This window comes from Bosea sp. (in: a-proteobacteria), assembly GCA_023910605.1.
Classification (GTDB): domain Bacteria; phylum Pseudomonadota; class Alphaproteobacteria; order Rhizobiales; family Beijerinckiaceae; genus Allobosea.
In genome coordinates, this window is record JAAVVV010000001.1 from 3,398,998 (window position 1) to 3,423,191 (window position 24,194).

A 24,194-nucleotide genomic window follows, 5' to 3' on the forward strand; every position below is an offset into this window, starting at 1 on the left:
CCCGAAAGGCTCGACCATGTCCGACAAGATCCCCGTCACCGTTCTCACCGGCTATCTCGGCGCCGGCAAGACAACCTTGCTCAACCGCATTCTCTCCGAGCCCCACGGCAAGAAATATGCTGTGATCGTCAACGAGTTCGGTGAGATCGGCATCGACAATGACCTGGTCGTCGGCGCCGACGAGGAAGTCTTCGAGATGAACAATGGCTGCATCTGCTGCACGGTGCGCGGGGACCTCATCCGCATCATCGACGGGTTGATGAAGCGCAAGGGCAAGTTCGACGCCATCATCGTCGAGACCACCGGCCTCGCCGATCCCGCGCCGGTCGCGCAGACCTTCTTCATGGATCAGGATGTCGGCGACCGGGCGCGTCTCGACGCCATCGTGACCGTGGCCGACGCCAAATGGCTGACCGAGCGGCTGAAGGACGCGCCCGAGGCCAGGAACCAGATCGCCTTCGCCGACGTCATCGTGCTCAACAAGACCGATCTTGTCACGCCCGACGAGCTCGCCAGCGTCGAGGCCACGATCCGCGCGATCAACCCGGCCGCGAAGCTTCACCGCACCACGCGATGCCAGTTGCCGATCAGCGACGTGCTGGACCGCAACGCCTTCGATCTCGACCGCATCCTCGACATCGAGCCGGACTTTCTCGAGGAAGGCCATCATCACCACCATGCCGAGGACATACGCTCGATGTCCTTCGAGATCCGGGGCGATGTCGATCCCGACAAGTTCATGCCCTGGATCCAGGAACTGACCCAGGTGCAGGGCGGCGACATCCTGCGCTGCAAGGGCATCCTCGCCTTCAAGAACGAGCCGCGCCGCTTCGTCTTCCAGGGCGTGCACATGCTGCTCGACGGCGACCTGCAACGCGATTGGAAGGCAGACGAGGCCCGCGTGAGCCGCGCTGTCTTCATCGGCCGCAATCTGGACCGCGATGCGATCCGGCAGGCCTTCTTCGCCACGGCGGCCTGATGGCCGGGGAGGCGATGATGCTGAACCCAGGCCCGCCGCCGGTGTCGCTGACGCAGCACGTTGCAGCCTTCGAACCGGCCGGCCATGTGGTCGCTGCTGCCTGGCTCGGCAGCGTGCCGGTCCTGGCGCAGGCAGATGGCGGCGTGCTGCTGGGCCAGCCAGGCGCTGGCCGCCTGGTCGACATCCACGGCGCGGGCGGCCTTCTCGTCGCGACGGCGGCAGGCGGGCGCCTCATCACCGGGGGCGGCGATGGCCGGGTCTGCGCGATGGGCGCCGACGGCGAGGTGACCGAGCTCGGGCACGATCCGAAAGGCGCCTGGATCGATGCGGTCGCCGCATCCGCAACCGGCGCCGTGGCCTGGAGCGCAGGCAAGCGCGTCACAGCGCGCGACGACAAGGGGCGGCTGAAGAGCTTCGAGGCGCACTCGACAGCCATGGGCCTCGCCTTCGCGCCGAAGGGCTACCGGATCGCCATCGCCCATTACAATGGCGCGAGCCTGTGGTTTCCGAACACAGAGACACAGCCCGAATGCCTTGAATGGAAGGGCGCGCATCTGGACGCCACCATCTCGCCGGACGGGCGCTTCGTGGTCACCTCAATGCAGGAGAACGCGCTGCATGGCTGGCGTCTGGCGACGAAGCCCGGCGAGAAGGTGGCGCATATGCGCATGAGCGGCTACCCGGCCAAGACGCGGTCCTTCTCCTGGTCCCATGACGGGCTCTGGCTCGCCACCAGCGGCGCCGAGGCCGTGATCATCTGGCCCTTCCAGGGCGACGGGCCCATGGGCAAGGCCCCACGCGAATGCGGCGTCCGGCGCTCGCGCGTCACGCAGGTCGCCTTCCATCCCGGCGCCTATGTCATCGCCGCAGGCTATGATGATGGCTGCATCCTTCTGCTGCGGCTCACCGATGGCTCCGAGCTTCTCGCGCGGCCCGCCGTCAAGGGTTCGGGCGTCACCGCGCTGAGCTGGGACAAGGCCGGCAAGCACCTGATCTTCGGATGCGAGGACGGCGCCGCCGGCCTGCTCACCTTGCCGACCTGACGCCCATGCGGCTTGGCCTGTGGAAAAAGGGGTTGGGCGCCGAAGAGCCGGATGCAGCCGCCCTCGCCCGCATCAAGGCGCAGACGCGCGAGATCCTGGGCCTCGAGGAAGACGCCAGCATCTCGGCCAACGAGATCGTCTGCGCCGACCCGGCCTGCCCCGGAACCGAGACGGTGATTCTGGTGATGATCCCCGGCCGCCGCACCAGGGCCTACAAGGTGCAGCTTCCGGCAGCCGACGTCACGATCGAGGCCCTGCGCGAGGCGCTGACCGCCTGATCCGCCCCTTCAGAAGAAGCTTTGCGGATCGACATCCACCATCACCCGAACCGAGCCGCGCTGCTTCGGCCCACGCGCAAGCCAGGCCCGCAGATAGGCCTGAAGGTCCACCTGCCGCTCGGTCTTGACCAGAAGCCGGAAGCGATGGCGGCCGCGCAGCAGCGCGATGGGGGCTTCGGCAGGTCCCAGCACCATCACGCCATCCGGCGCCTCCGCCACGCGGGCGAGATCGCGGGCATGGCGCTCCGCATCCGGCCGCTCGGCTGCGGAGACGATGAGCGCGGCGAGCCGGCCGAATGGGGGCATGCCGGCAGCCTCGCGACTCTCGATTTCGGCGCGGTAGAAGCGCTCCGGCTCGCCCGACAGCAGAGCGAGCATCACCGGGTGGCGGGGCTGATAGGTCTGGAGCAGGGCCTGTCCCGGCCGGTCGCCGCGCCCGGCGCGCCCCGTGACCTGCTGCAGCACCTGGAAGGTGCGCTCCGCGGCGCGCGGGTCGCCAGAGGCGAGGCCGATATCGGAATCGATGACGCCGACCAGCGTCATGCCCGGGAAGTTATGCCCCTTCGCGACCAGCTGCGTGCCTATCACGATCGAGAACTCGCCGTCCGCCACGGCCTGCAACTCTTGCTTGAGCCTTTCCGCGCCGCCGGGGAAATCGCTAGAGAGCACGATCGTCCTGGCATCGGGGAAGGTCGCCGCCACCTCCTCGGCCAGCCGCTCCACGCCGGGGCCGCAGGCAGTCAGCGAATCGACCGCATCGCAGCGCGGACATTGCTCGGGCCGCCGCTCGATGTGGCCGCAGTGGTGGCACACGAGCGCGCGCCGGAAGCGATGATCGACCAGCCAGGTGGAGCAGTTGGGGCACTGGAAGCGGTGGCCGCAGCTGCGGCACAGGGTCAGCGGGGCGTAGCCGCGCCGGTTGAGGAACAGCAAGGACTGCTCCCCCGCTTCGAGATTGCGCCGCACGGCGTCCTCGAGCCGCGGCGAGATCCAGCGCCCGCGCGGGGCCGGCTCGCGGGTGAGGTCGATGGCGGCAAGCTCGGGCAGGCTGCGCCCGCCAAAGCGTTCGGGCAGGCGCACGTGCCGGTAGCGCCCGCGTTCGGCATTGACCCGGCTTTCGATGGACGGCGTGGCGGAGGCAAGGATGACGCTTGCATCCTCGAAGCGTGCCCGCACCACGGCCATGTCACGCGCATGGTAGCTGCCGCCTTCCTCCTGCTTGTAGGCCGCCTCATGTTCCTCATCGACCACGATGAGGGCCAGATCCCGGAAGGGCAGGAACAGGGCCGAGCGGGCGCCTGCCACCACAAGCGCCTCCCCATTGGCCACGGCGGCATGCAGCCTCTCCCGGCGGCGGCCTGAAACCCCCGAATGCCAGAGCCCCGGCGACACGCCGAAACGGGCGGCGAAGCGATCGATGAACTGCGCTGTCAGCGCGATCTCCGGCATCAGGATCAGGCATTGCCGACCCTGCCGCACCACGGCGGCCACCGCCTCGAAATAGACCTCCGTCTTGCCGGAGCCTGTCACCCCCTCCAGCAGCGCCGTCGCGAAGGCGCGTCCCGACGCCATGGCGGCGAGCGTGGCGGCCGCCTCGGCCTGCGCCTGCGAGAGCGGTGGATGGGCATGGTCCGGGTCAGGACGCGGGGCGGCTTCCACCAGGGGCAGCGCCTCCACCACGAAAGTGCCTTCATCGACCAGCGCGTCGATCACCGCCGCCGATACGCCGGCGAGGTCCATCAACGCGCTCTTGGCATGAAGCAATCCGCCCTGCGCGGCGGCGATCAGGCGGCTGCGCGCCGGCGTCATGCGCTGCGGTGGGGGGCCGGCGAGGCGCACGCCCAGACGCGGCCGCCCGGGCCGGTCATCCGGAGCCGGCATGCGAAGGGCCAGCGCCAGCGCCGAGCCCCTGGGGTTGAGCGTGTACCAGGCCAGCCAGTCCACCAGCCGCCGCATCCGCTCGCTGAGCGCGGGGGCGTCGATGCGCCCGATCACCGGCTTGAGATTGTCGCCCCGCCCCTGCTTCAGCGACCAGACCACGCCCGCCGCCTCGCGCGCGCCCAGCGGCACCCGCACCAGATCGCCCTCAGCCAGCGCCATGCCCGCCGGCACGCGATAGGAATAAGCCGTGTCGACCCCGACCGGGACCAGCACATCTGCGATGCGCGCCTCGTCAGCCCTTCCCGGATCTTCGCGCTGTTCGGACATGATCGGGCATTAGCATCGATTCGCCGATGGGCGTCAGAGCGTTTTCTGTCCGTTAAGCCTGCCCGGCGAGGATGAGCCATGCCCCGACCAGCGCGACCGGAACCTCCCGAATCCACCGGCCCGGACTTGTCCCGGCCGCTCAACCCGGCGCTCGCCGCCGCGGCCGCAGCCTGGCTGGGCACGCTCGAGCACGAAAGACGGCTCTCCAGGCACACGCTTGAGGCCTATCGCCGCGATGTCTTCCAGTTCCTCGCTTTCCTTCACAGCCATCTGGGCGATGCGCCGACCCTTGCGGCGCTGGGGCGGCTGCGTCCTCTCGACATCCGTTCCTTCCTCGCCGCGCGCCGGCGGGAGGGCGCGGAAAGCCGCACGCTGATGCGGCAGCTCGCGGCGCTGCGCTCCTTCGCCCGCCATCTCGAACGGCATGGCCTGGCCTCGGCCTCCGCCATCGTCAACGTACGCGGTCCCCGCATCCCCCGCACCCTGCCACGGCCGATCGTGGCGAAGGCGGCCCGTGCCATGATCGGCGTCGATATCCGCGCCGGCGAGGAGCGGGAGCCGTGGATCCTGGCGCGGGATGCCGCGGTGCTGTCGCTGCTCTATGGCTGCGGCCTGCGCATCTCCGAAGCGCTGGGGCTGACGCGGCGCGACGCGCCGGTCGGCGGCAAGGACACGGTGATCGTTCTCGGCAAGGGCGGAAAGCGCCGCGAGACGCCGGTCATCGCCCCGGTCAGCGCGGCCATCGCCGAGTATCTGGCGCAGTGCCCCAGGACGCTGCCGGCCGAGGGGCCGCTCTTCGTCGGCGCCAAGGGCGGCCCGCTGTCGCCCCGCATCATCCAGCTCGCGGTCGAGCGCATGCGTGGCGCGCTCGGCCTGCCCGACAGCGCCACCCCCCACGCGCTGCGCCATTCCTTCGCGACGCATCTTCTCGGGCGCGGCGGCGACCTGCGCGCCATTCAGGAACTGCTGGGCCATGCCTCGCTTGCCACGACGCAGATCTATACGAGCGTCGATTCGAGCCGCCTGCTCGCAGCCTACCGCAGCGCCCATCCGCGCGCCTGAAGGCGGGGTTTAAGCGGTCTGTCCGCTGCGGAGGAGCTTAACTGATCGGCACCCACGCGCGGCGTAAGGTTCGCGAGGCGGGTCCCGGTTCCGGCTGGATGTAGGGTCAAACAGGCTCGTTTCATCCCAGCCCGGTTCCAGGACATGCCGTATCCCTACAGCCAGGAGGACTTCAGCCACATCACCATCGTGGTGGCCGATGCAGCGCCTCGGCCTGAACCACGTCCTGCGCAGGCCCTTCCCCACGCGCGACATCGACGCGCTCCTTCACGCCGCGCACAAGCTGCGTCGCCCCAATCTCATGAACGCGATGATGATGAACGCCGCGAGCGCCGTTCGCATGAGCTGAGGCCCGCACGGTCCCGCCGCTGCACGCAGGCTGCGCCTGCGCGGATTGACACTGGCGCATCGTGCCGGCGCGCGGCATTGTGCACATGATGCCCTGCGACTGGGGCAGGCCTGAGGCCAGGGGGCAGCAATGGCGGGACGGTTGAAGGGCAAGACGGCGCTGGTGACCGCAGCGGGCCAGGGCATCGGCCGCGCCATCGCGGAGGCGTTCATCGCCGAGGGCGCCGCGGTGGTGGCCACGGACCTTGATCTCGCCAAGCTGGCCGATCTGCGCCGCGCCCGTCGCCGCAAGCTCGATGTACGCTCGACCCGCATGGTCGAGGCGCTGGCCGCCAAGCTCGGCGCCATCGACATCCTCGTCAACGCCGCCGGCTTCGTGCACCATGGCACGATCCTCGATTGCAGCGAGGCAGACTGGGATTTTTCCTTCGATCTCAACGTCACCTCCATGCACCGCATGATCCGGGCCTTCCTGCCCGCCATGCTGGCGGCGGGCGGCGGCTCGATCGTCAACATCTCCTCGGGGGCCAGTTCGGTGCGCGGCATCCCCAACCGCTATGTCTATGGCGCGACCAAGGCTGCCGTGATCGGCCTCACCAAGGCCGTCGCGGCCGATTTCATCAAGAAGGGCATCCGCGCCAACGCCATCTGCCCGGGCACCATCCAGTCGCCATCCCTCGACCAGCGCATCGAGGCGCTCGCCGCCGCCACCGGCGTGAGCGTGGCGCAGGCGCGACAGGCTTTCATTGATCGCCAGCCCATGGGACGGCTTGGAACGGCGGAGGAAGTGGCGGCCCTTGCGGTCTATCTCGCCTCCGACGAGTCCAGCTACACCACCGGCCACATCCATCTCATCGACGGTGGATTCGCCCTCTAGGCGAGCGCCATCGAAAACGCGAGGACAGACAGATGCATATCCTGGTTCTGGGCGCCGCCGGCATGGTCGGCCGGAAGTTTCTGGAGCGCGTCGCGCGCGATGGCGGCATTGGTGGCGCAGCCGTCACGCGCGCCACCCTTCATGACGTGGTGATGCCCGCGCCGCCGGCCGGCGCGGCCTTCCCCTGCGCCTGCAGCGCCAGCGATCTGTCCGCGCCGGGCGAGCCCGCAAGGCTGGTGAGCGAGCGGCCCGATCTGATCGTGCATCTGGCCGCCATCGTCTCGGGCGAGGCGGAAGCGGACTTCGCGAAGGGCTACCGCATCAACCTCGACGGTACGCGGGACCTGTTCGAAGCCATCCGCCAGATCGGGGATGGCTATCGGCCGCGCCTGATCTTCACCTCCTCGATAGCCGTCTTCGGCGCGCCCTTCCACGAGCGCATAACGGACGAGTTCCATCTCACGCCGCTCACGAGCTACGGCACCCAGAAGGCCATCGGGGAACTCCTGCTGTGCGACTACACGCGCCGCGGCTTCTTCGACGGCGTCGCCATCCGCCTGCCGACCGTGTGCGTGCGCCCCGGCAAGCCCAACAAGGCGGCTTCAGGCTTTTTCTCGAACATCATCCGCGAGCCCCTTGCCGGCCATGAGGCCGTGCTGCCGGTTTCCGAGGATGTGCGCCACTGGCATGCGAGCCCGCGTTCGGCCGTGGGCTTCCTGATGCACGCCGCCACCATGGACCTCGCCGCGATCGGCCCGCGCCGCGCGCTCAGCATGCCGGGCCTGTCCTGCACCGTGGGCGAGCAGATCGCTGCGCTCGAGCGCGTCGCGGGCTCTGCCGTGACAGCCCGCATCCGGCGCGAGCCTGACCCTGTGATCCAGGGCATCGTGGCCGGCTGGCCGCGCGATTTCGAACCGGCGCGCAGCGTGGTTCTCGGCTTCCGCGCCGAAAGCAGCTTTGACGAGATCATCCGCGCCCATATCGATGACGAACTGGGCGGTTCCTTCGTCGCCTGAACACCTACGGCTGGACCTTGCGCAGCGAGAGATCGGCAGATCCGGCAGGCTCCTTGCGCCACTCGCCTTCGCCAGCGGGAACGAGGCTCATCTCGTGGCCGCGCCGCGCGATGAGGTGGATGCGCCAGCCCGTGTAGCGCCACGCCACGAGGTCGAACACCTGAAGCCCCTTGTCACGGCAGCGCGCGGGATGACGCGTGAGGAAGCGGCCTTCCGCAGCGCCCGGATCGGTGCTGAGCTGGACGCGGCACACCTCCTGCCCGCCCTGGCGCAGCATGGCATAGATGCCCGGTATGCTCTCCCGCGGGGGACCGCGGGTGGGATCGAACGGCACGCGCGGCGCGGGCGGGGTCGCGGCCCTCGCCACATAACGCCGCGACCGCCCCATCGAATCGAGCTGGTAATCGACCCCGTCGGCCTGGGCCTTTAGCTTTAGGGCGGCTGCATCATCCTCGAAGGCGAGAACCGGCTTACCCTCGGCATCGAGCAAGATGACATAGCCATCATCCGACACTGACCAGGCGACGACCCGTCCGAGCACAGGCAGGGAGCGGCGGCAGGCGACGGGATAGCCCACCAGCCGCCTGCCCTTGGCCATGTCGGGCCGAAGCATCAGCCGGCACTTGCGCGCGCCGCCCTGCGATGTCAGCTCCCAGCTGCCCTGGAGCAGCGCGACGGCGGACGTCGAAGGCGCCTGCGCGGCGGCAGGAGCTGCGATAGCCAGCACGAATGAAACGAGGGCGGGCGCAAGCTTCAGCATGGCGTCAGGCTCTCGCCGGCCATGGCGTTTCCGCCACGGGGGTCAGCGGGCCGCGGCCATCGAACCAGGCCGTGAGATTGTCGACCACGAGCTGGCCCATGGCCTCGCGCGTATGGACGGAAGCGGAGCCTACATGCGGCAGCAGCACGACATGATCCATCGCGATCAGCTCCGCTGGCACGCGCGGTTCGTCCTCGAACACGTCAAGCCCCGCCGAGAGGATGGTCTTGTCCCGGAGCGCCGCGATCAGCGCCATCTCGTCGACGACGCTGCCGCGGCCGACATTGACGACGATGCCTTGCGGCCCAAGCGCCTTCAGCACCCCGGCATTGATGAGGTGGTGTGTGGCGGCCCCGCCCGGCACCACCGAGACCAGCGTGTCCACATCCTCGGCCATCGCCACAAGCGACGGATAGTAGCGGTAGGGCACGTCAGCCTGCCGGTTGCGGCCATGATAGGCGATCGGCACGCCGAAGGCCGTCAGCCGATGGGCTACGGCCTTGCCGATGCGCCCCAGCCCGACGATGCCGACCGAACGGGTGCGCAGCGAGGGCGTGAGCGGATAGGCCCGTTCGAGCCATTTGCCGTCGCGAAGATAGCGCTCGGCCTGCGGCAGTTGCCGGATCGTCGCCAGCAGCAGGGCGATGGTGAGGTCGGCGACCTCATCGGTCAGCACATCGGGCGTGTTGGTGACGGTGATGCCGCGCGACGCAGCCGCCGCCACATCGATGGCGTCATAGCCGACGCCGAAATTCGCGACGACCTCGAGGCTCGGCAGCAGGTCCATCAGCGCGCCGTCCATGCGCCGCGGCGAGCCTGACATGGCGACCCCGCGCACATGCCCCAGTGAGGCGAAGCCCGCTGATTCGGCAGGAAGCTGGTGCACATCGAACGCGGCCTCCAGCCGCGCGAGCACATAGGGCATCTGCCGCCCTACGACGAGAATGGGAGTCCTTGACATGAAGCGCCGCACCGGTTGGCAGAGGAAGAGCGACGATCACATTCCGGGCAAAGCCCGGCAGCGTCAAGCCGCAGCGCGCGCCGTGGTGCCGCGCACCACGAGCGCAGGCGCCACGCGCAGGCGCTTCTGCGGCATGGTCGGATCGTTCATCCGCTCGTTGAGCACGTCGAGGGCGCGATGCACCATCTCGACATGGTTGCCCCGCACGGTGGTGAGCCCGGGGAAGGACGCCGCCGCCTCGGCAATGTCGTCGCAACCGATAATCGACACGTCGCGGCCGGGCTCGATGCCCTGCTGGCGCATCCCCACCATGGCGCCCAGCGCCGTCAGGTCATTGTAGCAGTAGATCGCGGTCGGCCTGTCGCGGCGCTCCAGCAACCAGTGGGCGCCGTTGATCCCGGCTTCGCGCGTCTCGGCGCCCTGCACATGCCAGGAGGCGTCGGTCGGCAGGCCCGCAGCCTGCATGGCCTTGCAGTAGCCGGCATGGCGCGCGCGCCCGGTGGAGACGCCCATCGATCCGCCCAGCATGGCGATGCGCCGGTGACCCAGAGAGACCAGATGATCGACCGCAAGCCGCGCGGCCTGCTCGTCATCGACGCCAACGAAATCGAAGCCGGTGTCCTCGATCTCGCGCACGATCTGCACCACGGGGATGCCGGAGGCGATGAGGTGGTCGAGATGCTCGGTTTCGGTGCCCACGGTCGGGCAGAACAGCAGCCCGTCCGGGCGATATTCGCGCAGCGTCGTCAGCACCCGTTCCTGACGGTCCGAATCGCCGGCGCAGCTGCCAAACATCACCGTCCGGCCGCTCTCGATGGCGCGCTGCTCCACAGCAGAGAGAATCTCGGCGAAATAGGGGTTGAGGATGTTGTGCAGCGCGACCGCGATGATGTTGGTGCGAGCCATGCGCAGGGCCGCGGCGCTGCGGTTATAGGTGTATCCAAGGTCCCGGGCGGTCTTCTTGACCTTGCGCTTGGTGGCGTCGGCCACGAGCGGGCTGTCGCGGAGCGCAAGCGAAACGGTGGCGGTGGACACGGCGAGTTGACGGGCAATCATCTGGAGCGTCACGCGGGAACCGGCCGCCCGGCCGCTGCCGGGATCGATATGGCCGTAGCTGCTCATGGCGCTTTCCCCATGGAATATTCCGTGAAGCGTTGGCACTTCATCGCACTGAAGTACCCGGGGGACTTCGTCTATTCAAGGGATGTAAGATTACGTAGACGCCTGAGCCTGTCAAGATTGATAGACACAAAGACTGTCTGTTCCGCTCGCCGCGCCTCGGCTAGCGGCGCCGGGAGGCGCGCCCCTCCGCCAGCAGCGCATTCGATGAGGTCTCGATGCGCTCCTTCATCAGCGCGAAGAAGGCGTCCCGCTTGAGGCCCGGAGCAATGGGTTCGCAGATTTCGACGACGATGGTGCCGGGATAGCGCAGGAACTTGCGGCGCGGCCAGAAGAGGCCTGAGTTGATCCCCACCGGCAAGCAGCTTATGCCCATCTGCTCGTACATGTGCGCGATGCCATACTTGTAGGATGGCGGAGCCCCGGCCGCCGTGCGCGTGCCTTCAGGAAAGATCACGATCTGCCGGCCGGCTGCGGCCTCCTCCGCCGCCCGCGCGTTCATGGCCAGCAGCGCCGACGCCCCGCCCTTGCGATTGACCGGGATCGAGCGGGCCTTGATCGTGTACCAGCCGAACATGGGCACCCACTGGAGTTCGCGCTTGGTCACGAAGGCCGGATCGTCGAACACGCAGAACAGCGCGAAGGTTTCCCACATCGACTGGTGCTTGCACGCGACCAGGAAGCCGCCCTGTGGCATGCGTTCCGCGCCGCGCAGTTCGAACCGGGTGCCGCAGATCACGCGCAGCAGCCACAGCGACGACCGCGCCCAGGCGCGCGCGGCCCGCATGAAGGCCATGCGCGGCAGCAGGAAGGTCGGCAGCAACACGATCATCCAGGCGATGATGTTGACATAGAACAGGATGTTGAAGACCAGGGAGCGCAGACGGATCATGCGGCGGTCAAACACGACCCATGCGGTCCACGTCAACCCCGAACCGCTTCAGCGCCGACGATTGGCGGCGCCGGTTATCCATCAGAGCGGATCGGCGCGGTCGATCGGCAGCGGACCCAAAGGCTTCTGACGCCCCACCAGCACGGGAAGACGCGAGTGCTCCGGGTCGCTCTCGACCATCTGCCGGAGCCAGGACACCACGAACTTGGCGTATTCACCGACCACGAGGCGGAAGGCGCCGGCATCGGTCCACATCTGCGTGATGTCCACGCTGTCGCTGACCACGGGATAGCCCTGGACGGAAACCCCGCTCAGCACATGCGCGAACTCTCCGAGCGTGCGTGGCATGTGATAGTTCGACGTCACCACCAGCAGAGACGAAAAGCCGTTCTCCCGCGCCCAGCGCCGCGCTTCGATGGCGTTGCCGATCGTGTTCCGGGCACTTTTGCCAAGATCGACGCAGCAGGCCAGCATGGCGCGCAGATGGCTGGCGTTGCGGGCGATCTCGTCGCGGCCGGTGCGCTGATGCACCCCGCTGATGAGCAGCCGCTTGCCACGCCCCTCCGCCAGCAGCGTCAGGGCATCCGCAAGCCGCTGCGATCCGCCGGTGAGGACCACGATGCCATCGGCCCGCGCCACCGCGCGCGGCTCCAGCACGGGAATGGCACGGGTGAAGGCCGTGAAGGACGCCGCGATCCCGGCAACGCCCAATGCCACGAAGGCCAGGACGATCCAGCCAAGCACATGACGGGGCCCCCGCCATCGCAGACGGCGTGATACGGCCGACCCCTCGGCCTCGGCCGGCATCTCATGACCGCGCAACAACGACATGGAAAACTGGTAAATCCCAATCGGGGCATCAAAAAGACACGCAGCCACGGCACAGCGCGAGGCAAATCATAGCGGCACGGGGCGATTAAGCAATTGGCCCGCGCCAGAGGCCGCAGCCGGCGGGCCGGGCCCCTGTCAGGCCATCTCGCGCAGGTGCCGGCGCACGGTGAAGCGCGACACCAGCCCCGCGATCAGCGCCACCATGGCCGCGATCAGGACCACGATCAGATAGCCCATGAGCCCGATCTCGAAGGAACCGAACAGAGCCTGGATCTGGTCCGCTCCCGGCCCCGAGCTCCAGCTCAGGCTGATCCAGCCCAGCACGATCATGACCACCAGCGCCGCCATGCCCCCGACCGCCCCGCCCTCCAGCCCGAGCTTGAGGAACCGTTCCTGGAACTCGCGGGCGATGAACTGGTCATCGGCGCCCACGAGATGGAGCACTTCGACAGAGTCCTCGCTGCCGGCCATGGCCCCGCGCGTCGCGAAGGCGACGGCTAGCCCCGCAGCCAGCGTCACCAGCATCACGACGACCACCCCGGCGAGGATCAGCGTGTTCGCCATCGTCGAAAGCCGTCCCACCCAGAGCTGGTGATCATCGAGGCTGGCGGTCGGCGCGTCGCGGCGCAGGGCCTGCCGCAGCGCGGCGACATCGGGCCGCGAGCCGCGCGCGAGCGTCACCACGACGAGCCGCGGAACCGGCAGATCCGCCAGATCGAGGCCGGTTCCAAGCCATGGCTCGAGCAGGCGCTCCGACTCGGCGCGCGGCACCACGCGCACCGCCTCGACCCCCGCCGCGCTTCGGAACAGCTCGGCCGCGCGGGCCACATCGTCCTCGATGTTGCGCCTGACATCCGGCTTCACCTGGATTGTCATTTCGTTGGACACGGCGCTGCGCCAGTCCTGCGACGCCCGCGCGACCATGTGGGCCGCCCCTCCCGCGAGAGCGGCCAGGAAGGTGAGAATCGCGATCACGGCAACGAGCGCACGGCTCGCGGCCGAATCCACCGGGATCAGCGACTGTTCGCGCTTGAGCCCGGCCGGAAGTCCCGGGATCTGCGGCATCGCGGTGCGATCCGGCGGCGCGGGCGCACCCCTTGCGCGGGCCTGGATCGCGCTCAGGGCATGGCGCCCGGCCGCCGCGACATCCTGCGTCCAGGCGCGCAGACGCTGGACAAGGGCAGGCCAGCGAGCGCCGGAGCCGTTCTTCATCGCTCAGCCATCCACATGGATGTAGCCATCGGCAAGCACGAGGCGCCGCGCGTCGTACTGGTCCATCAGGTTGAGGTCGTGCGTCGCGATGACCACCGCCGTGCCGAGCTGCTGCAACTCCATGAAGAGCCTGAGCAGGCGCCGCGCCAGCGTCGGATCGACGTTTCCGGTGGGCTCGTCGGCGAGCAGAAGCTCGGGCTTCACGATCAGGGCCCGTGCGATCGCCGCGCGCTGCTTCTCGCCGCCCGAGAGCACAGGCGGGATCGAGTGCATCCGCTCGCCGAGCCCCACCCAGCGCAAAAGCTCGATCACCTCGGCCCGGTAGGTGGCCTCATCACGGCCCTTGACGCGCATCGGGAGCGAGACGTTCTCATAGACGGTGAGATGGTCAAGCAGGCGGAAGTCCTGGAAGACCACGCCCATCCGGCGGCGCGCGGCGCTCAGCGCATCGTTCTGCCGACGCGTCACATCATGGCCGAACAGGTTGATGAGACCGCGCGTCGGCTTGAGCGAGAGCAGCATGAGCCTGAGCAAGGTTGTCTTGCCCGCGCCCGAGGGCCCGGTCAGATACTGGAAGGAGCACGGCTCGATGCTGAAGGTGATGTCCCTCAGCACTTCCGGACCCATTCCGTAGCGAAGGCCGACGCCCTCAAACCGGACCATGCGTAAGATCTCTCCTGCCGCTTCAGGCTCTCTTTACCGGGCGTTAACCATACGTCGCGCCATCTGAAGCCAAGGGCCTCACAGGAGGCCGCAAGGCTTCTAAGCTGATTCGCCATGCTCATTGTCTGCCCGTCCTGCGCAAGCGGATACAGCATCGATGACGAGAAGATCGGCCCGACGGGCCGGAACGTGCGCTGCGCGAGCTGCCGCACGGATTTCTTCGTCACCCTCGCCGACGATCGCACCGCCGAGCTTGAGGCGAGCGCGCTAGCCCAGAAGATCCGCGCCGAGACGGTGCAGGCCGAGACGGTGCAGGCCGAGACGGTGCAGGCCGAGACGCAAGGAGCGACGGACACAGAGCCCGGACTGCGCACAACGCTGCCGCCGGATAGCGTCCCTTTCAATACCCTGAACGCGACGCCAGGGGAAGAACAGCCCGCCGAATTCGCCATCACCGATAACGAAGGCAAGGCGGCCCGGCTCGACAGTGAGGAACCAGCGCAGCCGGACCCAGTCAAGGACACGCCTGCCAGCGAGGCCTTGCCCGATGCGGGCGAGCCGACGGCTGTTCCGCCGCCGCCTGTCACAGGCTGGAAGCGCTTCATCCCGCGCCTCTCACGCGCACGGGCCAAGGGTATGAGGCCGAAGGCGAAGGGCGCCCGACGCGGCCAGCCCATGCCCGGGCGAGCCTCATCGAAGGCCAGGGCATCGGCCAAAGGCGGCAAACACGACAAGGGCCTCTTGCGCAGGCTCGCAGGCCCGGCCGCGCTCGGCCTGACGGGCTTCGCCCTCATCGCGGGCCTTGTGCTGCAACGCGAGGCTGTCGTCCGCCATGTGCCGTCGAGCGCTCCCGTCTATGCCGCGCTCGGCATGGCGGTGAACGTCAACGGACTGGTTTTCCAGAACATAGCCTCCACGGCGTTTCGCGAGGGCGAGGCGCGCTTCCTCTTGGTCGAGGGCATGGTCCGCAATGTGCGGGGCGAGGCCGCTGCCGTCCCGTTGATCGAGGTCAGCGTCCGCGGCGAGGATGGCCGCACCCTCTACAGCTGGACCGCGGAGCCCCCGCGCGCGAGTCTCAGGGCCGGCGAGGCATTGCATTTCCGCACGCGGCTTGCGACACCGCCTGAGGCAGGCCGCGCTGTCGCCGTCCGTTTCGCTGATGAGGCGCGCAGCGCGTCTGCCCCGCGCTGAACCAACCACCCCGCCTGCCGGAGCCTTCCATGGCCGATCATCGCCGCGTCCGCGTCCTGTTCGATGAGGTCGCCATCGCACGCCGCAACCGGGAGGTCGCGGAGGCGATCGCGGCCAGCAACCCCAAGGACCTGCTCGTGGTCGCCGTGCTCAAGGGCAGCTTCATGTTCGCGGCGGATCTGATCCGCGCCATGCATGTCGCCGGCCTTTCGCCGCAGGTGGAGTTCGTGCATCTGAGCTCCTATCGCGAGGCCACCGTGTCATCAGGCCAGGTCGAGATCCTGCGCGACGTGCAGAGCGAGGTCGCGGGTCGCGACGTGCTGCTGGTTGACGACATCCTCGAGTCCGGCCGCACCCTGACCTTCGCCAAGGACCTGATCACCGCGCGTGGGGCGCGCAAGGTGATGACGGCGGTGCTGCTCGAGAAGCCGGGCAAGCGGGCCGTCACAATCACGCCCGATTATGTGGGTTTCACCTGCCCGGACTATTTCGTCGTGGGCTATGGCATGGATGTGGCCCATTCCTATCGCCAGCTGCCCTTCGTAGGCGTCATCGAGATGCATGACCAGCCCGGCTTTGACGGCATCTGAGGACGAGGACAGATTCATGGCGCGCATTCTGGTGGTCGATGACGAAGAAGCCGTGCGCTCCCTGATCGCACGTGGCCTCGCTCTCGATGGCCACGAGGTCTCCGTGGCCGGCGATGGCGCCGAGGCCATGGACATCATCACCGATCGGGCCGGCGGCTTCGAGCTCGTGCTCAGCGACATCCGCATGCCGCTGATGGACGGCATCGCCATGGCGCTGGCCGCCAAGCGCGATTTCCCCGATCTGACCATCCTCCTGATGACCGGCTATGCCGAGCAGCGCGAGCGCGCCAAGTTCCTCGAGGACATCGTGGTGGATGTGATGACCAAGCCTTTCGGGCTGGCCGAGCTCCGCAGCACCGTGCAGCGCGTGCTCAGCAGCGCCGGCAATGCCTCAGGCGCTGCCCGCTGAGCGGTTAAGCCACCAGATTGACAGGTTGAGCACTGTCGCGAACGCCACCCAGCCGGCATAGGGCCACAGCAGCCGGGAGGCCAGCCTGTCCACCACCGCGAAGCGCTGGATGGTGAGCACGATCAGCGCCAGGAACGGCACGATCACCACGAGCCCCAGCAGCGGCGAACGCGCGCCGAAGAAGGCGAAGGACCAGCTGCAGTTCACCGCGAGCTGGACATGGAAGATCACGAGCGCGGCGTTCCGCCCCTGCCGGTCGGCGGGGATCTTCCAGACCCTGAACACCGAATAGGCCATCAGCGTGAACAGCGTCGTCCAGGCGACCGGGAACAGCCAGTTCGGCGGATTGAAGGATGGCTTGACCAGGCCCGCATACCAGCCCGGGATCGCCGGCTGCGTGGCGAAGTTGCCCAGAAACGAGCACAGCACGATGGGAACGACCGCGTAAAGCAGCTTGTCGAGGGGAAATCTGAGTGTTGCCATGCGCTGGGATATGCACCCTTTCACGTCTGGTGCAACCCGCGAGGGCTGGATCGGTTCGCCCATGCGCCAACATCACGCAGCACGCGGCGCAGCAGCGAACGCGTTGATTTGCGCGGCAGGATTGGCGACAGTCGCTCCATGAACGACTTCACCTTCAACACCACCCCTTCCGTCCTGTTCGGGGAAGGCTCCATCCGGCGCCTCGGCGAGGTGGCCGCCCGCCTGCTGGGCCCGCGCGTGCTGGTGGTGACCGATGCCGGCCTCGTCGCAGCCGGGCTTGTCGGCCCTGCCATCGAAAGCCTTGAGGCCGCAGGCCTCGCCGTCACCCTCTTCACCGATGTGGCGGCCGATCCGCCCGAGGCCTGCGTTCAGTCCGCCGCTTCAGCGGCGCGCCAGGCTGCGGCCACTGGCGTGATCGGGCTCGGCGGCGGCTCGCCCATGGACGTCGCCAAGCTTGCCGCACTTCTTGCCCGGTCGGGCGAGGCGCTGGAAGGCGCCTATGGCGTGGCTCTGGCGAAGGGACCGCGCCTGCCTCTTGTGCTGGCGCCCACCACATCCGGCACGGGCTCGGAGGTCACGCCGATCGCCATCGTGACCACCGGCGAGGCCGAGAAGAAGGGCGTGGTCTCAGCCCTGCTGCTGCCGGACCTCGCCGTGCTCGACCCGGAGCTGACGCTTGGCCTGCCAGCTTCGGTCACGGCCGCCACCGGCATCGACGCCATGGTCCACGCCATCGAGGCCTATACCTCTGCCTCGGCCAACAACAATCCGCTCTCGCAGGCGCTGGCGCGCCTTGCCCTGGCGAAGCTGGCCGGCGCCATCGAGCGCGCCGTGGCGGATGGCGCCGATCGCACGGCCAGGGGCGACATGCTGCTGGGTTCGATGCTGGCCGGGCAGGCCTTCGCCAATTCACCGGTCGCGGCAGTGCACGCGCTGGCCTATCCGATCGGCGGCATCTTCCATGTGCCGCACGGGCTGTCGAACGCACTGGTCCTGCCGCATGTGCTGCGCTTCAACGCGCCCGCCGCCGGGCCGGCTTACGCGGAGCTGGCGTCGATCATCTTTCCGGATCTGGCGGCGCTGCCGGCCGACATCCGGGCCGAGGCTTTCGCGGACGCCATCGCGGGGCTCGCCGATCGTCTGGGCCTGCCCGCCCGGCTGCGCGATGTCCGAATCCCGCACGAGGCCATCGGCCGGCTCTCCGCCGATGCGATGAAGCAGACGCGGCTGCTCGTGAACAATCCCCGCCCGCTGAACCTCGCCGATGCCGAGGCAATCTATGAGGCCGCCTGGTGAGCGCGTCAGGCCAACCGGCAGGCGAGACCCGCGCCGCGCGGCTCAGCCGGGCCGATTTCAGCCAGTTCCGTCCCGTGGCGACACGCTGGGCCGACAATGACATCTACGGCCACGTCAACAATGTGATCTGCTACAACTGGTTCGACACCGCCGTGAACGGCTGGCTGATCGACCAGGGCCTGCTGGATCCGGCCACCAGCCCCATCATTGCCCTCGTGGTCGAGACGGGATGCGCCTATTTCGAGAGCTTCTCGTTTCCGGAAGTTCTAGAGATTGGCCTTCGGGTGGAACGGCTCGGCCGATCCTCCGTCACCTACACGCTCGGCGTCTTCCGCGCGGGTTCCGAAGTGGCGGCGGCGCAAGGGCGCTTCACCCATGTGCATGTCGACCGGGAGAGCCGCCGGCCCGTCGCCATTCCGGAACCGGCGCGGCTGGCGATGGCCGCGCTGGGGCACGCGGCCGCCTCGCGCTGACCTCAGTTGGTGATGCGAATCGAACCGATGCTGCCGGCGATGGCGCTGAACACTTCGTGGATCTGCGCCGCATTGGTGACCTCATAGTAGAAGTTGGGTCCGGAGGCGCAGCTCTGCAGCAGGTTCTTGTTCCCCTCGATCACCCGTACGGCATAGATCTTGATGCCCTGCGCCTTGGCGTTGTTGCAGGCGGCAAGCGCCCGCGCGTCGATCGCGGAGGCGATGTCCGTGAAGCGGTTCTCGGTGTTCTCGCCATCAGTCAGCAGGATCATGAAGCGCTGCAGGTTCGGAACCGGCGCGATGGCGTTGCTCATCGGCATCCCGTGGGTGAGCATGTTCGTGCCCCAGCTCACGCCGATGGTGAGGTTGGTGTTGCCCGAAGGCTGCATGTTGGCGAGGGATGCGATGAGGCTGGACGATTGCGTCCGCACATCCACCAACGAGGCGATGCGCGCCAGATTGTTCGAGCGGCAGGTGACGGCCGGATAGAGCGTCGCCACGGCGGACGTGTCTACGCCGCTGGCGCGCGTGTCGCGATTGTCGATCATGTCACGGTCCGACACGCAGCCGCGCCAGGTCGAGGGCGTGATGCGGCCCGAGCCGCAGCCTGGGCCAACGAAAGTCCCCGAGTCGTTGGTGTCGCTCGAGATGGTGTCCTTGTCGCGATCCGCGAAGCGGAACCAGGAACCGGAAGGAGCGCCCGTGAGGCTCCAGTTGATGCGCCGGGCGGTTGTCGGGTTGCTGCCGCAGTAGCCGGAGCCCGATGCCACGAAGGTGTCGTTCATGACCGAGCCTGAAGTGACGGCGTTCTGCACCGAGACCGGAACGCGCACGCTCGTGTCGAAGGGAACGAGGGAGACGCGGATCTGGTTGTCGTCGATGGCCGCGTCCTTCATCATCCGCACGAAGCCGGAGGTGGGGTTGGGGTTGGAGCAATCCTGAACGCCGCAAAGCGCCTTCTTCAGCTCCTGCATCTTGGAGCTCGAACTCATCGAGCCCGTATTGTCGAGCACAAGGGCGATCTCGATCTTGTTGACGCCCCAGCCCGAGGTCGAGCTGGCGGAGACTTCCGTGTTGGCGATTCCCAGCAGCGGCAGCAGGGTATTGTTGACGCGCGCCCGTGCATCGACCCTGAAGCGATCGGGCTGCTTGCTCACGGTCAGGGTCTCGAGCTCAGCGTTGAAGGGCCGTGACCAGTTGGCGTTGAAGACGGTCCGGGCATGCGCGTTAAACTGCGACGTGGTGGAGCTCAGCGAATCCTTGGCGAGGGCCAGCGACGTCGCATCGGCAGCGGACTGCAGCGCGATGCGCACGTTGGACGCACGGGAGTAGTCGATGGCGACGCCGGCCAGGCCTAGCATCGGGATGAGCAACACACCGAAGAAAACTGCGACCACGCCGCGCTGATCACGCTCGAAACGACGCAAAGTCCTAAAAATGGTCAAGAGGGCGCTCCTGCTGCACGATAGCCGACCCCCCCGACCTCTGGCAGCAATAACGGGGCCAACCCCGATCCGTGCCAGTGTGATCCAATTTCCCCGATTGTGCCCGGGAGTGGAGCACGCTATTGCCCCCGAAACAGGACAGCCGTTCCACATCGGGACAATGCGTCCGATCTGGCCGGACGACGCCTTCAGAGGCCACCGGCGCCCTAGCCGAAGGATGACGTGGTGCTCGCCAACGACCTCAGGATCACCCCGGAACTGGTCAGGGAACACGGCCTCAAGCCCGATGAGTACGACCGTTTCCTCAAACTTATGGGCCGCGAGCCCACGATCACGGAGCTCGGCATCGTCTCGGCGATGTGGAACGAGCACTGTTCCTACAAATCCTCGAAGAAGCATCTGAAGACGCTGCCCACCCGCGCGCCCTGGGTGCTGCAGGGACCGGGCGAGAATGCCGGCGTCATCGACATCGGCGACGGCGACGCCATCGTCTTCAAGATGGAGAGCCACAACCATCCCAGCTTCATCGAGCCCTATCAGGGCGCGACGACCGGGGTTGGAGGCATCCTGCGCGATGTCTTCACCATGGGCGCGCGCCCCATCGCGGTGCTGAACGCGCTGCGCTTCGGCGCGCCGGACCATCCGCGCACGCGCCAGCTCGTCGCAGGCGTGGTGGCGGGCATCGGCGGCTACGGCAATTCCTTCGGCGTGCCGACAGTGGGCGGCTCCGTCGGCTTCGATGCGCGCTACAATGGCAACATCCTCGTCAACGCCATGGCGGTCGGGATCGCGAAGACGGATGCGATCTTCCTCGCCAGGGCGACGGGCGTGGGCAAGGCCATCGTCTATCTCGGCTCCAGGACCGGGCGCGACGGCATCCACGGCGCCACCATGGCCTCGGCCGAATTCGATGACAATTCCGCCGAGAAGCGGCCCACCGTGCAGGTAGGCGATCCCTTCGCCGAGAAGCTGCTGCTTGAGGCCTGCCTCGAGATCATGGCGAAGGGCTGCGTCGACGCCATCCAGGACATGGGCGCGGCGGGCCTCACCTGCTCGGCCGTGGAGATGGGCGCGAAGGGCGACCTTGGCGTGGAGCTTGACCTCGACAAGGTGCCCTGCCGCGAGGACCGCATGAGCGCCTACGAGATGATGCTCTCCGAAAGCCAGGAACGGATGCTGATGGTGCTGACTCCCGGCAAGGAAGCCGAGGCCGAGGCCATCTTCCGCAAATGGGGGCTGGATTTCGCGGTCGTCGGCCGCACCACCGACACGCTGCGCTTCGTGGTGAAGCATGGCGGCGAGGTCATGGCCGACATGCCGATCAAGGAACTGGGCGACGAGGCCCCGGAATATGACCGGCCCTGGACGCCCTCTCCGGCCCTGCCCGTCATCGACGCGGCGGCGATCTCGCCTCCTGTGTCCAACGCGGAGGCCTTGCTGAAGCTCGCCGGCTCGCCTGACCAGTGCTCGAAGCGCTGGGTCTATGAGCAATACGACACGCTGATCCTCGGCAACTCCGTCGTGACCCCGGGCGGCGATGCCGGCGTCATCCGCATCGGCGACGGGCCCAAGGGCCTGGCCATGACCTGCGACGTCACCCCGCGCTATTGCGAGGCCGATCCGGTCGAAGGCGGCAGGCAGGCCGTGGCGGAAGCCTGGCGCAACCTCAGCGCCGTCGGCGCGACGCCGCTGGCCATCACCGACAACCTCAACTTCGGAAACCCCGAGCGCACCCACGCCATGGGCCAGCTTGTCGGCTGCATCAGGGGCATCGGCGAGGCCTGCGTGGCGCTCGACTTCCCCGTCGTGTCGGGGAATGTCTCGCTCTACAACGAGACCAACGGGCAGGGCATCCTCCCCACCCCCACCATCGGCGGCGTCGGCGTCCTGCCTGATGTGGCGAGGCACGCGACCATCGCCTTCAAGGCGGCGGGCGAGGCCGTGATCCTTGTCGGAGACACCGCCGGCTGGCTCGGCCAGTCGATCTGGCTGCGCGACATCTGCGGGAGGGCGGAGGGCGCGCCGCCGCCGGTCGACCTGGCCGTCGAGCGTCGCAATGGAGAGGCCGTGCGCAGGCTCATCAACGCCGGCGACCTCACCGCCGTGCATGACCTCTCCGATGGCGGCCTCGCGCTGGCGCTGGCGGAAATGGCGATGTCCGCCGGGATCGGCGCGCGGATCGATGCGCTGCCGGCCGGGCTGCCCGCCCATGCGGCCCTGTTCGGCGAGGATCAGGCGCGCTATGTCGTGACCTGCGCGCCAGCCTCCGCCGACCGGGTGATGAAGGCGCTTGCGGCGGCCGACGCGCCGGTGCATCTCTTGGGCCGGACGGGCGGCGACGCACTGCTGCTGCCAGGGGAAGCCCCCATCCCGGTCAAGGATTTGAAAGCCGCGCATGAAGGCTGGTTCCCCGCCTTCATGAAGGCCTGAACGCGAGGACCTGCCATGCCCATGAAGGCCGATGACATCGAGCGCATGATCCGGGACGCAATCCCGGATGCGGTCATCGAGATCAAGGATCTCGCCGGCGACGGCGACCACTATGCCGCGACGGTCACGTCTGCGGCATTCAAGGGCATGCCCCGCGTGCGTCAGCACCAGATGGTCTACGATGCCCTGAAGGGAAACATGGGCGGCGTGCTGCATGCCCTTGCGCTGACGACGGTTGTTGCCCAGAATTGACGGCCTGTAGGCCTTGAACCTGCACGAGGAGATGACGATGACAGACATCAACGCGGTGATCGACGCCGAAGTGAAAGCGAACGACGTGCTCCTCTTCATGAAGGGCACGCCGCAGTTCCCCATGTGCGGCTTCTCCGGACAGGTCGTTCAGATCCTCAATTATCTCGGCGTGCCCTACAAGGGCGTCAATGTGCTGGACGACATGGCGATCCGTGACGGCATCAAGGCCTACTCGAACTGGCCTACCATTCCCCAGCTCTACGTGAAGGGCGAGTTCATCGGCGGCTGCGACATCACGCGCGAGATGTTCCAGTCCGGCGAGCTGGCCCAGCTGCTTGCGGATAAGGGCCTGGCCGTCAAGCAGACGACGGCCTGAGCATAAGCCGGTTCGCGGCGCGGCGCAGGCTTGCCAGCCCCGATGCAGCCTGGCACGGCGCTGACTTCTGCAGCGCGGAGCGTTTCAGCGCCCGGCGGCTAGGCTCTGGCTTCTCATGCGCTAGGGGGCGAGGGAACGTCCGGCATGGACGATGTTGACCAGCGCGATGATCTCGCGCTGCACGGCCGGGCTCTTGTCGATCGAGGCATGGCCCACATTGGCGCTGTTGAGGTCCCGCCGGTTGGTTGCGAGGTCCGCATTGACCAGCATTCCATGGAAACCGGCTCCCGGCAGCACAGCCGCGCCGAAGCCGTTGCTCGACTGGTAGTAATTGAACAGATGCCGCACATTGGCCGGGGCAAGCCCCGGCGCAGTCGGGTCGACGGTAATCACGAGATCGACGCCGATCCCCGCCGCGCCGAGCATGCGGGCAAGGCTGACCACATCATTGGCGCCCAGCGAATGGCCGATCAGCACGAGCCGGGTGGGCGCTGCGCCGGCGCGACGGCGGCCGATGATCGCCTGCCCGATGCCGCTCCACGCCAGATGATTGTGCACCGACGACCGGATCTGGCCACGCTGCAGTCTTTCGGCCAGATCGTCCATGCCAAGCGAGAACACATTGAACAGGCCCCGAAGGATGTAGACCTCCGTGCCGATGACAGGCCGGGCCGCCGACCTCGGCGCCGCGCCACGTGCCTCCGCGCCCCGGGGCAGCCAAAGGCCGGCGAGCAGCACCCAGATGCAAGCCATGCCTACGATGCCGATGAGGCGGGCCCCACGCCTGGCGCGCGCCGTCTGGCAGGACGTGAGGGAGGCTGGCATTTTCGTGCATCCGGTCATTCCCGCTACGCAGACGCAGGAAATGTCGCCAGTCTGGCCCACTCAGGCTTTACAGCCGGTTAAGTACAGCGCAGACGGAGATGGTCGTCCCAACTCAGCCGATCTTAACGAACCCAGGCACAGCAGCCGATAATCCTGTCATGAAGCCTCGCTCGAT

26 protein-coding genes are annotated in these 24,194 nt (G+C 67.8%); 15 read left to right on the forward strand and 11 right to left on the reverse strand.

Annotated features, from left to right (window positions below; all coding sequences use genetic code 11):
* Positions 1–16: 16 nt before the first annotated feature.
* Genes HEQ16_16410 through HEQ16_16420 form a run of 3 tightly spaced genes read left to right on the forward strand, consistent with a single transcriptional unit; the run spans position 17 to position 2,300 of the window.
* Positions 17–979 (forward strand): GTP-binding protein, encoded by a 963-nt coding sequence (locus HEQ16_16410; GenBank protein ID MCO4055593.1) that lies wholly within the window; start codon positions 17–19, stop codon positions 977–979.
* A 17-nt stretch (positions 980–996) separates the two neighbouring features.
* Positions 997–2,022: a WD40 repeat domain-containing protein gene (locus tag HEQ16_16415; protein ID MCO4055594.1), complete on the forward strand. Its 1,026-nt coding sequence runs from the start codon at positions 997–999 to the stop codon at positions 2,020–2,022.
* Positions 2,023–2,027: 5 nt separating this feature from the next.
* A complete protein-coding gene (locus HEQ16_16420; GenBank protein ID MCO4055595.1) occupies positions 2,028–2,300 on the forward strand; it encodes a hypothetical protein in 273 nt (90 codons plus the stop codon).
* Between the two features lie 9 nt (positions 2,301–2,309).
* Here HEQ16_16420 and HEQ16_16425 read toward each other — a convergent pair whose 3' ends face one another.
* The gene (locus HEQ16_16425) at positions 2,310–4,508 is read right to left on the reverse strand and encodes a primosomal protein N' (GenBank protein ID MCO4055596.1); all 2,199 of its coding nucleotides are present in this window, start codon (positions 4,506–4,508) and stop codon (positions 2,310–2,312) included.
* 78 nt (positions 4,509–4,586) lie between these two features.
* On the opposite strand from HEQ16_16425, the gene HEQ16_16430 reads away from it, so the two are divergent.
* The 4 genes from HEQ16_16430 to HEQ16_16445 all read left to right on the forward strand — a co-directional run bounded on the left by HEQ16_16430 (position 4,587) and on the right by HEQ16_16445 (position 7,811).
* A complete protein-coding gene (locus HEQ16_16430; GenBank protein MCO4055597.1) occupies positions 4,587–5,570 on the forward strand; it encodes a tyrosine recombinase XerC in 984 nt (327 codons plus the stop codon).
* A 199-nt stretch (positions 5,571–5,769) separates the two neighbouring features.
* On the forward strand, positions 5,770–5,919 hold the full coding sequence (locus HEQ16_16435) for a hypothetical protein (GenBank protein ID MCO4055598.1): 150 nt from the start codon (positions 5,770–5,772) through the stop codon (positions 5,917–5,919).
* Positions 5,920–6,048: 129 nt separating this feature from the next.
* The gene (locus tag HEQ16_16440; GenBank protein MCO4055599.1) at positions 6,049–6,795 is read left to right on the forward strand and encodes an SDR family oxidoreductase; all 747 of its coding nucleotides are present in this window, start codon (positions 6,049–6,051) and stop codon (positions 6,793–6,795) included.
* Between the two features lie 32 nt (positions 6,796–6,827).
* Complete coding sequence (locus HEQ16_16445) at positions 6,828–7,811, forward strand: SDR family oxidoreductase (GenBank protein ID MCO4055600.1); 984 nt, start codon at positions 6,828–6,830, stop codon at positions 7,809–7,811.
* 4 nt (positions 7,812–7,815) lie between these two features.
* Here HEQ16_16445 and HEQ16_16450 read toward each other — a convergent pair whose 3' ends face one another.
* The 7 genes from HEQ16_16450 to ftsE form a co-directional block, all read right to left on the reverse strand.
* On the reverse strand, positions 7,816–8,571 hold the full coding sequence (locus tag HEQ16_16450) for an AprI/Inh family metalloprotease inhibitor (GenBank protein ID MCO4055601.1): 756 nt from the start codon (positions 8,569–8,571) through the stop codon (positions 7,816–7,818).
* A 4-nt stretch (positions 8,572–8,575) separates the two neighbouring features.
* A complete protein-coding gene (locus HEQ16_16455) occupies positions 8,576–9,532 on the reverse strand; it encodes a 2-hydroxyacid dehydrogenase (protein ID MCO4055602.1) in 957 nt (318 codons plus the stop codon).
* A gap of 63 nt (positions 9,533–9,595) precedes the next feature.
* Entirely contained in the window at positions 9,596–10,654 is a 1,059-nt protein-coding gene (locus HEQ16_16460) for a LacI family transcriptional regulator (protein ID MCO4055603.1), read from the reverse strand.
* 160 nt (positions 10,655–10,814) lie between these two features.
* Positions 10,815–11,543 carry a 1-acyl-sn-glycerol-3-phosphate acyltransferase gene (locus HEQ16_16465; protein ID MCO4055604.1) on the reverse strand — a complete coding sequence of 243 codons (729 nt, stop codon included), beginning with the start codon at positions 11,541–11,543 and terminating at the stop codon, positions 10,815–10,817.
* Between the two features lie 81 nt (positions 11,544–11,624).
* On the reverse strand, positions 11,625–12,350 hold the full coding sequence (locus tag HEQ16_16470) for a YdcF family protein (protein MCO4055605.1): 726 nt from the start codon (positions 12,348–12,350) through the stop codon (positions 11,625–11,627).
* Between the two features lie 159 nt (positions 12,351–12,509).
* The gene (locus tag HEQ16_16475; GenBank protein ID MCO4055606.1) at positions 12,510–13,439 is read right to left on the reverse strand and encodes an ABC transporter permease; all 930 of its coding nucleotides are present in this window, start codon (positions 13,437–13,439) and stop codon (positions 12,510–12,512) included.
* Positions 13,440–13,589: 150 nt separating this feature from the next.
* Positions 13,590–14,249: a cell division ATP-binding protein FtsE gene (ftsE, locus tag HEQ16_16480; GenBank protein ID MCO4055607.1), complete on the reverse strand. Its 660-nt coding sequence runs from the start codon at positions 14,247–14,249 to the stop codon at positions 13,590–13,592.
* Between the two features lie 114 nt (positions 14,250–14,363).
* On the opposite strand from ftsE, the gene HEQ16_16485 reads away from it, so the two are divergent.
* From HEQ16_16485 to HEQ16_16495, 3 genes are read left to right on the forward strand one after another with little or no spacing between them, the layout of a single operon-like run.
* Entirely contained in the window at positions 14,364–15,440 is a 1,077-nt protein-coding gene (locus tag HEQ16_16485; protein ID MCO4055608.1) for a hypothetical protein, read from the forward strand.
* Positions 15,441–15,469: 29 nt separating this feature from the next.
* On the forward strand, positions 15,470–16,030 hold the full coding sequence (gene hpt / locus HEQ16_16490; GenBank protein MCO4055609.1) for a hypoxanthine phosphoribosyltransferase: 561 nt from the start codon (positions 15,470–15,472) through the stop codon (positions 16,028–16,030).
* Positions 16,031–16,046: 16 nt separating this feature from the next.
* Entirely contained in the window at positions 16,047–16,439 is a 393-nt protein-coding gene (locus HEQ16_16495) for a response regulator (GenBank protein MCO4055610.1), read from the forward strand.
* Here HEQ16_16495 and HEQ16_16500 read toward each other — a convergent pair.
* A complete protein-coding gene (locus HEQ16_16500) occupies positions 16,422–16,922 on the reverse strand; it encodes a tryptophan-rich sensory protein (protein MCO4055611.1) in 501 nt (166 codons plus the stop codon). The genes HEQ16_16495 and HEQ16_16500 overlap by 18 nt on opposite strands.
* A gap of 138 nt (positions 16,923–17,060) precedes the next feature.
* On the opposite strand from HEQ16_16500, the gene HEQ16_16505 reads away from it, so the two are divergent.
* The gene (locus HEQ16_16505; GenBank protein MCO4055612.1) at positions 17,061–18,218 is read left to right on the forward strand and encodes an iron-containing alcohol dehydrogenase; all 1,158 of its coding nucleotides are present in this window, start codon (positions 17,061–17,063) and stop codon (positions 18,216–18,218) included.
* The gene (locus tag HEQ16_16510) at positions 18,215–18,691 is read left to right on the forward strand and encodes an acyl-CoA thioesterase (GenBank protein ID MCO4055613.1); all 477 of its coding nucleotides are present in this window, start codon (positions 18,215–18,217) and stop codon (positions 18,689–18,691) included. Before HEQ16_16505 ends, HEQ16_16510 begins: the two co-directional genes overlap by 4 nt.
* A 2-nt stretch (positions 18,692–18,693) precedes the next feature.
* Here the strand turns inward: HEQ16_16510 and HEQ16_16515 are convergent, their stop codons facing one another.
* The gene (locus HEQ16_16515; protein ID MCO4055614.1) at positions 18,694–20,136 is read right to left on the reverse strand and encodes a VWA domain-containing protein; all 1,443 of its coding nucleotides are present in this window, start codon (positions 20,134–20,136) and stop codon (positions 18,694–18,696) included.
* 225 nt (positions 20,137–20,361) lie between these two features.
* On the opposite strand from HEQ16_16515, the gene purL reads away from it, so the two are divergent.
* Genes purL through grxD form a run of 3 tightly spaced genes read left to right on the forward strand, consistent with a single transcriptional unit; the run spans position 20,362 to position 23,194 of the window.
* Positions 20,362–22,566: a phosphoribosylformylglycinamidine synthase subunit PurL gene (gene purL, locus HEQ16_16520; protein ID MCO4055615.1), complete on the forward strand. Its 2,205-nt coding sequence runs from the start codon at positions 20,362–20,364 to the stop codon at positions 22,564–22,566.
* Positions 22,567–22,581: 15 nt separating this feature from the next.
* Positions 22,582–22,818 carry a BolA family transcriptional regulator gene (locus tag HEQ16_16525; GenBank protein MCO4055616.1) on the forward strand — a complete coding sequence of 79 codons (237 nt, stop codon included), beginning with the start codon at positions 22,582–22,584 and terminating at the stop codon, positions 22,816–22,818.
* A 37-nt stretch (positions 22,819–22,855) separates the two neighbouring features.
* Positions 22,856–23,194 carry a Grx4 family monothiol glutaredoxin gene (grxD, locus tag HEQ16_16530; protein ID MCO4055617.1) on the forward strand — a complete coding sequence of 113 codons (339 nt, stop codon included), beginning with the start codon at positions 22,856–22,858 and terminating at the stop codon, positions 23,192–23,194.
* Between the two features lie 120 nt (positions 23,195–23,314).
* Here grxD and HEQ16_16535 read toward each other — a convergent pair whose 3' ends face one another.
* Positions 23,315–24,019 (reverse strand): hypothetical protein, encoded by a 705-nt coding sequence (locus HEQ16_16535; protein ID MCO4055618.1) that lies wholly within the window; start codon positions 24,017–24,019, stop codon positions 23,315–23,317.
* Between the last annotated feature and the right edge of the window lie 175 nt (positions 24,020–24,194).

What these genes read in the sequence shown, in the direction of transcription:
- HEQ16_16410 (MCO4055593.1), top strand. Translation starts at nt 17, where the DNA reads ATGTCCGACAAGATCCCCGTCACCGTTCTCACCGGCTATCTCGGCGCC.
- HEQ16_16415 (MCO4055594.1), top strand. Translation starts at nt 997, where the DNA reads ATGCTGAACCCAGGCCCGCCGCCGGTGTCGCTGACGCAGCACGTTGCA.
- HEQ16_16420 (MCO4055595.1), top strand. Translation starts at nt 2,028, where the DNA reads ATGCGGCTTGGCCTGTGGAAAAAGGGGTTGGGCGCCGAAGAGCCGGAT.
- HEQ16_16425 (MCO4055596.1), bottom strand. Translation starts at nt 4,508, where the DNA reads ATGTCCGAACAGCGCGAAGATCCGGGAAGGGCTGACGAGGCGCGCATC.
- HEQ16_16430 (MCO4055597.1), top strand. Translation starts at nt 4,587, where the DNA reads ATGCCCCGACCAGCGCGACCGGAACCTCCCGAATCCACCGGCCCGGAC.
- HEQ16_16435 (MCO4055598.1), top strand. Translation starts at nt 5,770, where the DNA reads ATGCAGCGCCTCGGCCTGAACCACGTCCTGCGCAGGCCCTTCCCCACG.
- HEQ16_16440 (MCO4055599.1), top strand. Translation starts at nt 6,049, where the DNA reads ATGGCGGGACGGTTGAAGGGCAAGACGGCGCTGGTGACCGCAGCGGGC.
- HEQ16_16445 (MCO4055600.1), top strand. Translation starts at nt 6,828, where the DNA reads ATGCATATCCTGGTTCTGGGCGCCGCCGGCATGGTCGGCCGGAAGTTT.
- HEQ16_16450 (MCO4055601.1), bottom strand. Translation starts at nt 8,571, where the DNA reads ATGCTGAAGCTTGCGCCCGCCCTCGTTTCATTCGTGCTGGCTATCGCA.
- HEQ16_16455 (MCO4055602.1), bottom strand. Translation starts at nt 9,532, where the DNA reads ATGTCAAGGACTCCCATTCTCGTCGTAGGGCGGCAGATGCCCTATGTG.
- HEQ16_16460 (MCO4055603.1), bottom strand. Translation starts at nt 10,654, where the DNA reads ATGAGCAGCTACGGCCATATCGATCCCGGCAGCGGCCGGGCGGCCGGT.
- HEQ16_16465 (MCO4055604.1), bottom strand. Translation starts at nt 11,543, where the DNA reads ATGATCCGTCTGCGCTCCCTGGTCTTCAACATCCTGTTCTATGTCAAC.
- HEQ16_16470 (MCO4055605.1), bottom strand. Translation starts at nt 12,350, where the DNA reads ATGCCGGCCGAGGCCGAGGGGTCGGCCGTATCACGCCGTCTGCGATGG.
- HEQ16_16475 (MCO4055606.1), bottom strand. Translation starts at nt 13,439, where the DNA reads ATGCCGCAGATCCCGGGACTTCCGGCCGGGCTCAAGCGCGAACAGTCG.
- ftsE (MCO4055607.1), bottom strand. Translation starts at nt 14,249, where the DNA reads ATGGTCCGGTTTGAGGGCGTCGGCCTTCGCTACGGAATGGGTCCGGAA.
- HEQ16_16485 (MCO4055608.1), top strand. Translation starts at nt 14,364, where the DNA reads ATGCTCATTGTCTGCCCGTCCTGCGCAAGCGGATACAGCATCGATGAC.
- hpt (MCO4055609.1), top strand. Translation starts at nt 15,470, where the DNA reads ATGGCCGATCATCGCCGCGTCCGCGTCCTGTTCGATGAGGTCGCCATC.
- HEQ16_16495 (MCO4055610.1), top strand. Translation starts at nt 16,047, where the DNA reads ATGGCGCGCATTCTGGTGGTCGATGACGAAGAAGCCGTGCGCTCCCTG.
- HEQ16_16500 (MCO4055611.1), bottom strand. Translation starts at nt 16,922, where the DNA reads ATGGCAACACTCAGATTTCCCCTCGACAAGCTGCTTTACGCGGTCGTT.
- HEQ16_16505 (MCO4055612.1), top strand. Translation starts at nt 17,061, where the DNA reads ATGAACGACTTCACCTTCAACACCACCCCTTCCGTCCTGTTCGGGGAA.
- HEQ16_16525 (MCO4055616.1), top strand. Translation starts at nt 22,582, where the DNA reads ATGCCCATGAAGGCCGATGACATCGAGCGCATGATCCGGGACGCAATC.
- grxD (MCO4055617.1), top strand. Translation starts at nt 22,856, where the DNA reads ATGACAGACATCAACGCGGTGATCGACGCCGAAGTGAAAGCGAACGAC.
- HEQ16_16535 (MCO4055618.1), bottom strand. Translation starts at nt 24,019, where the DNA reads ATGCCAGCCTCCCTCACGTCCTGCCAGACGGCGCGCGCCAGGCGTGGG.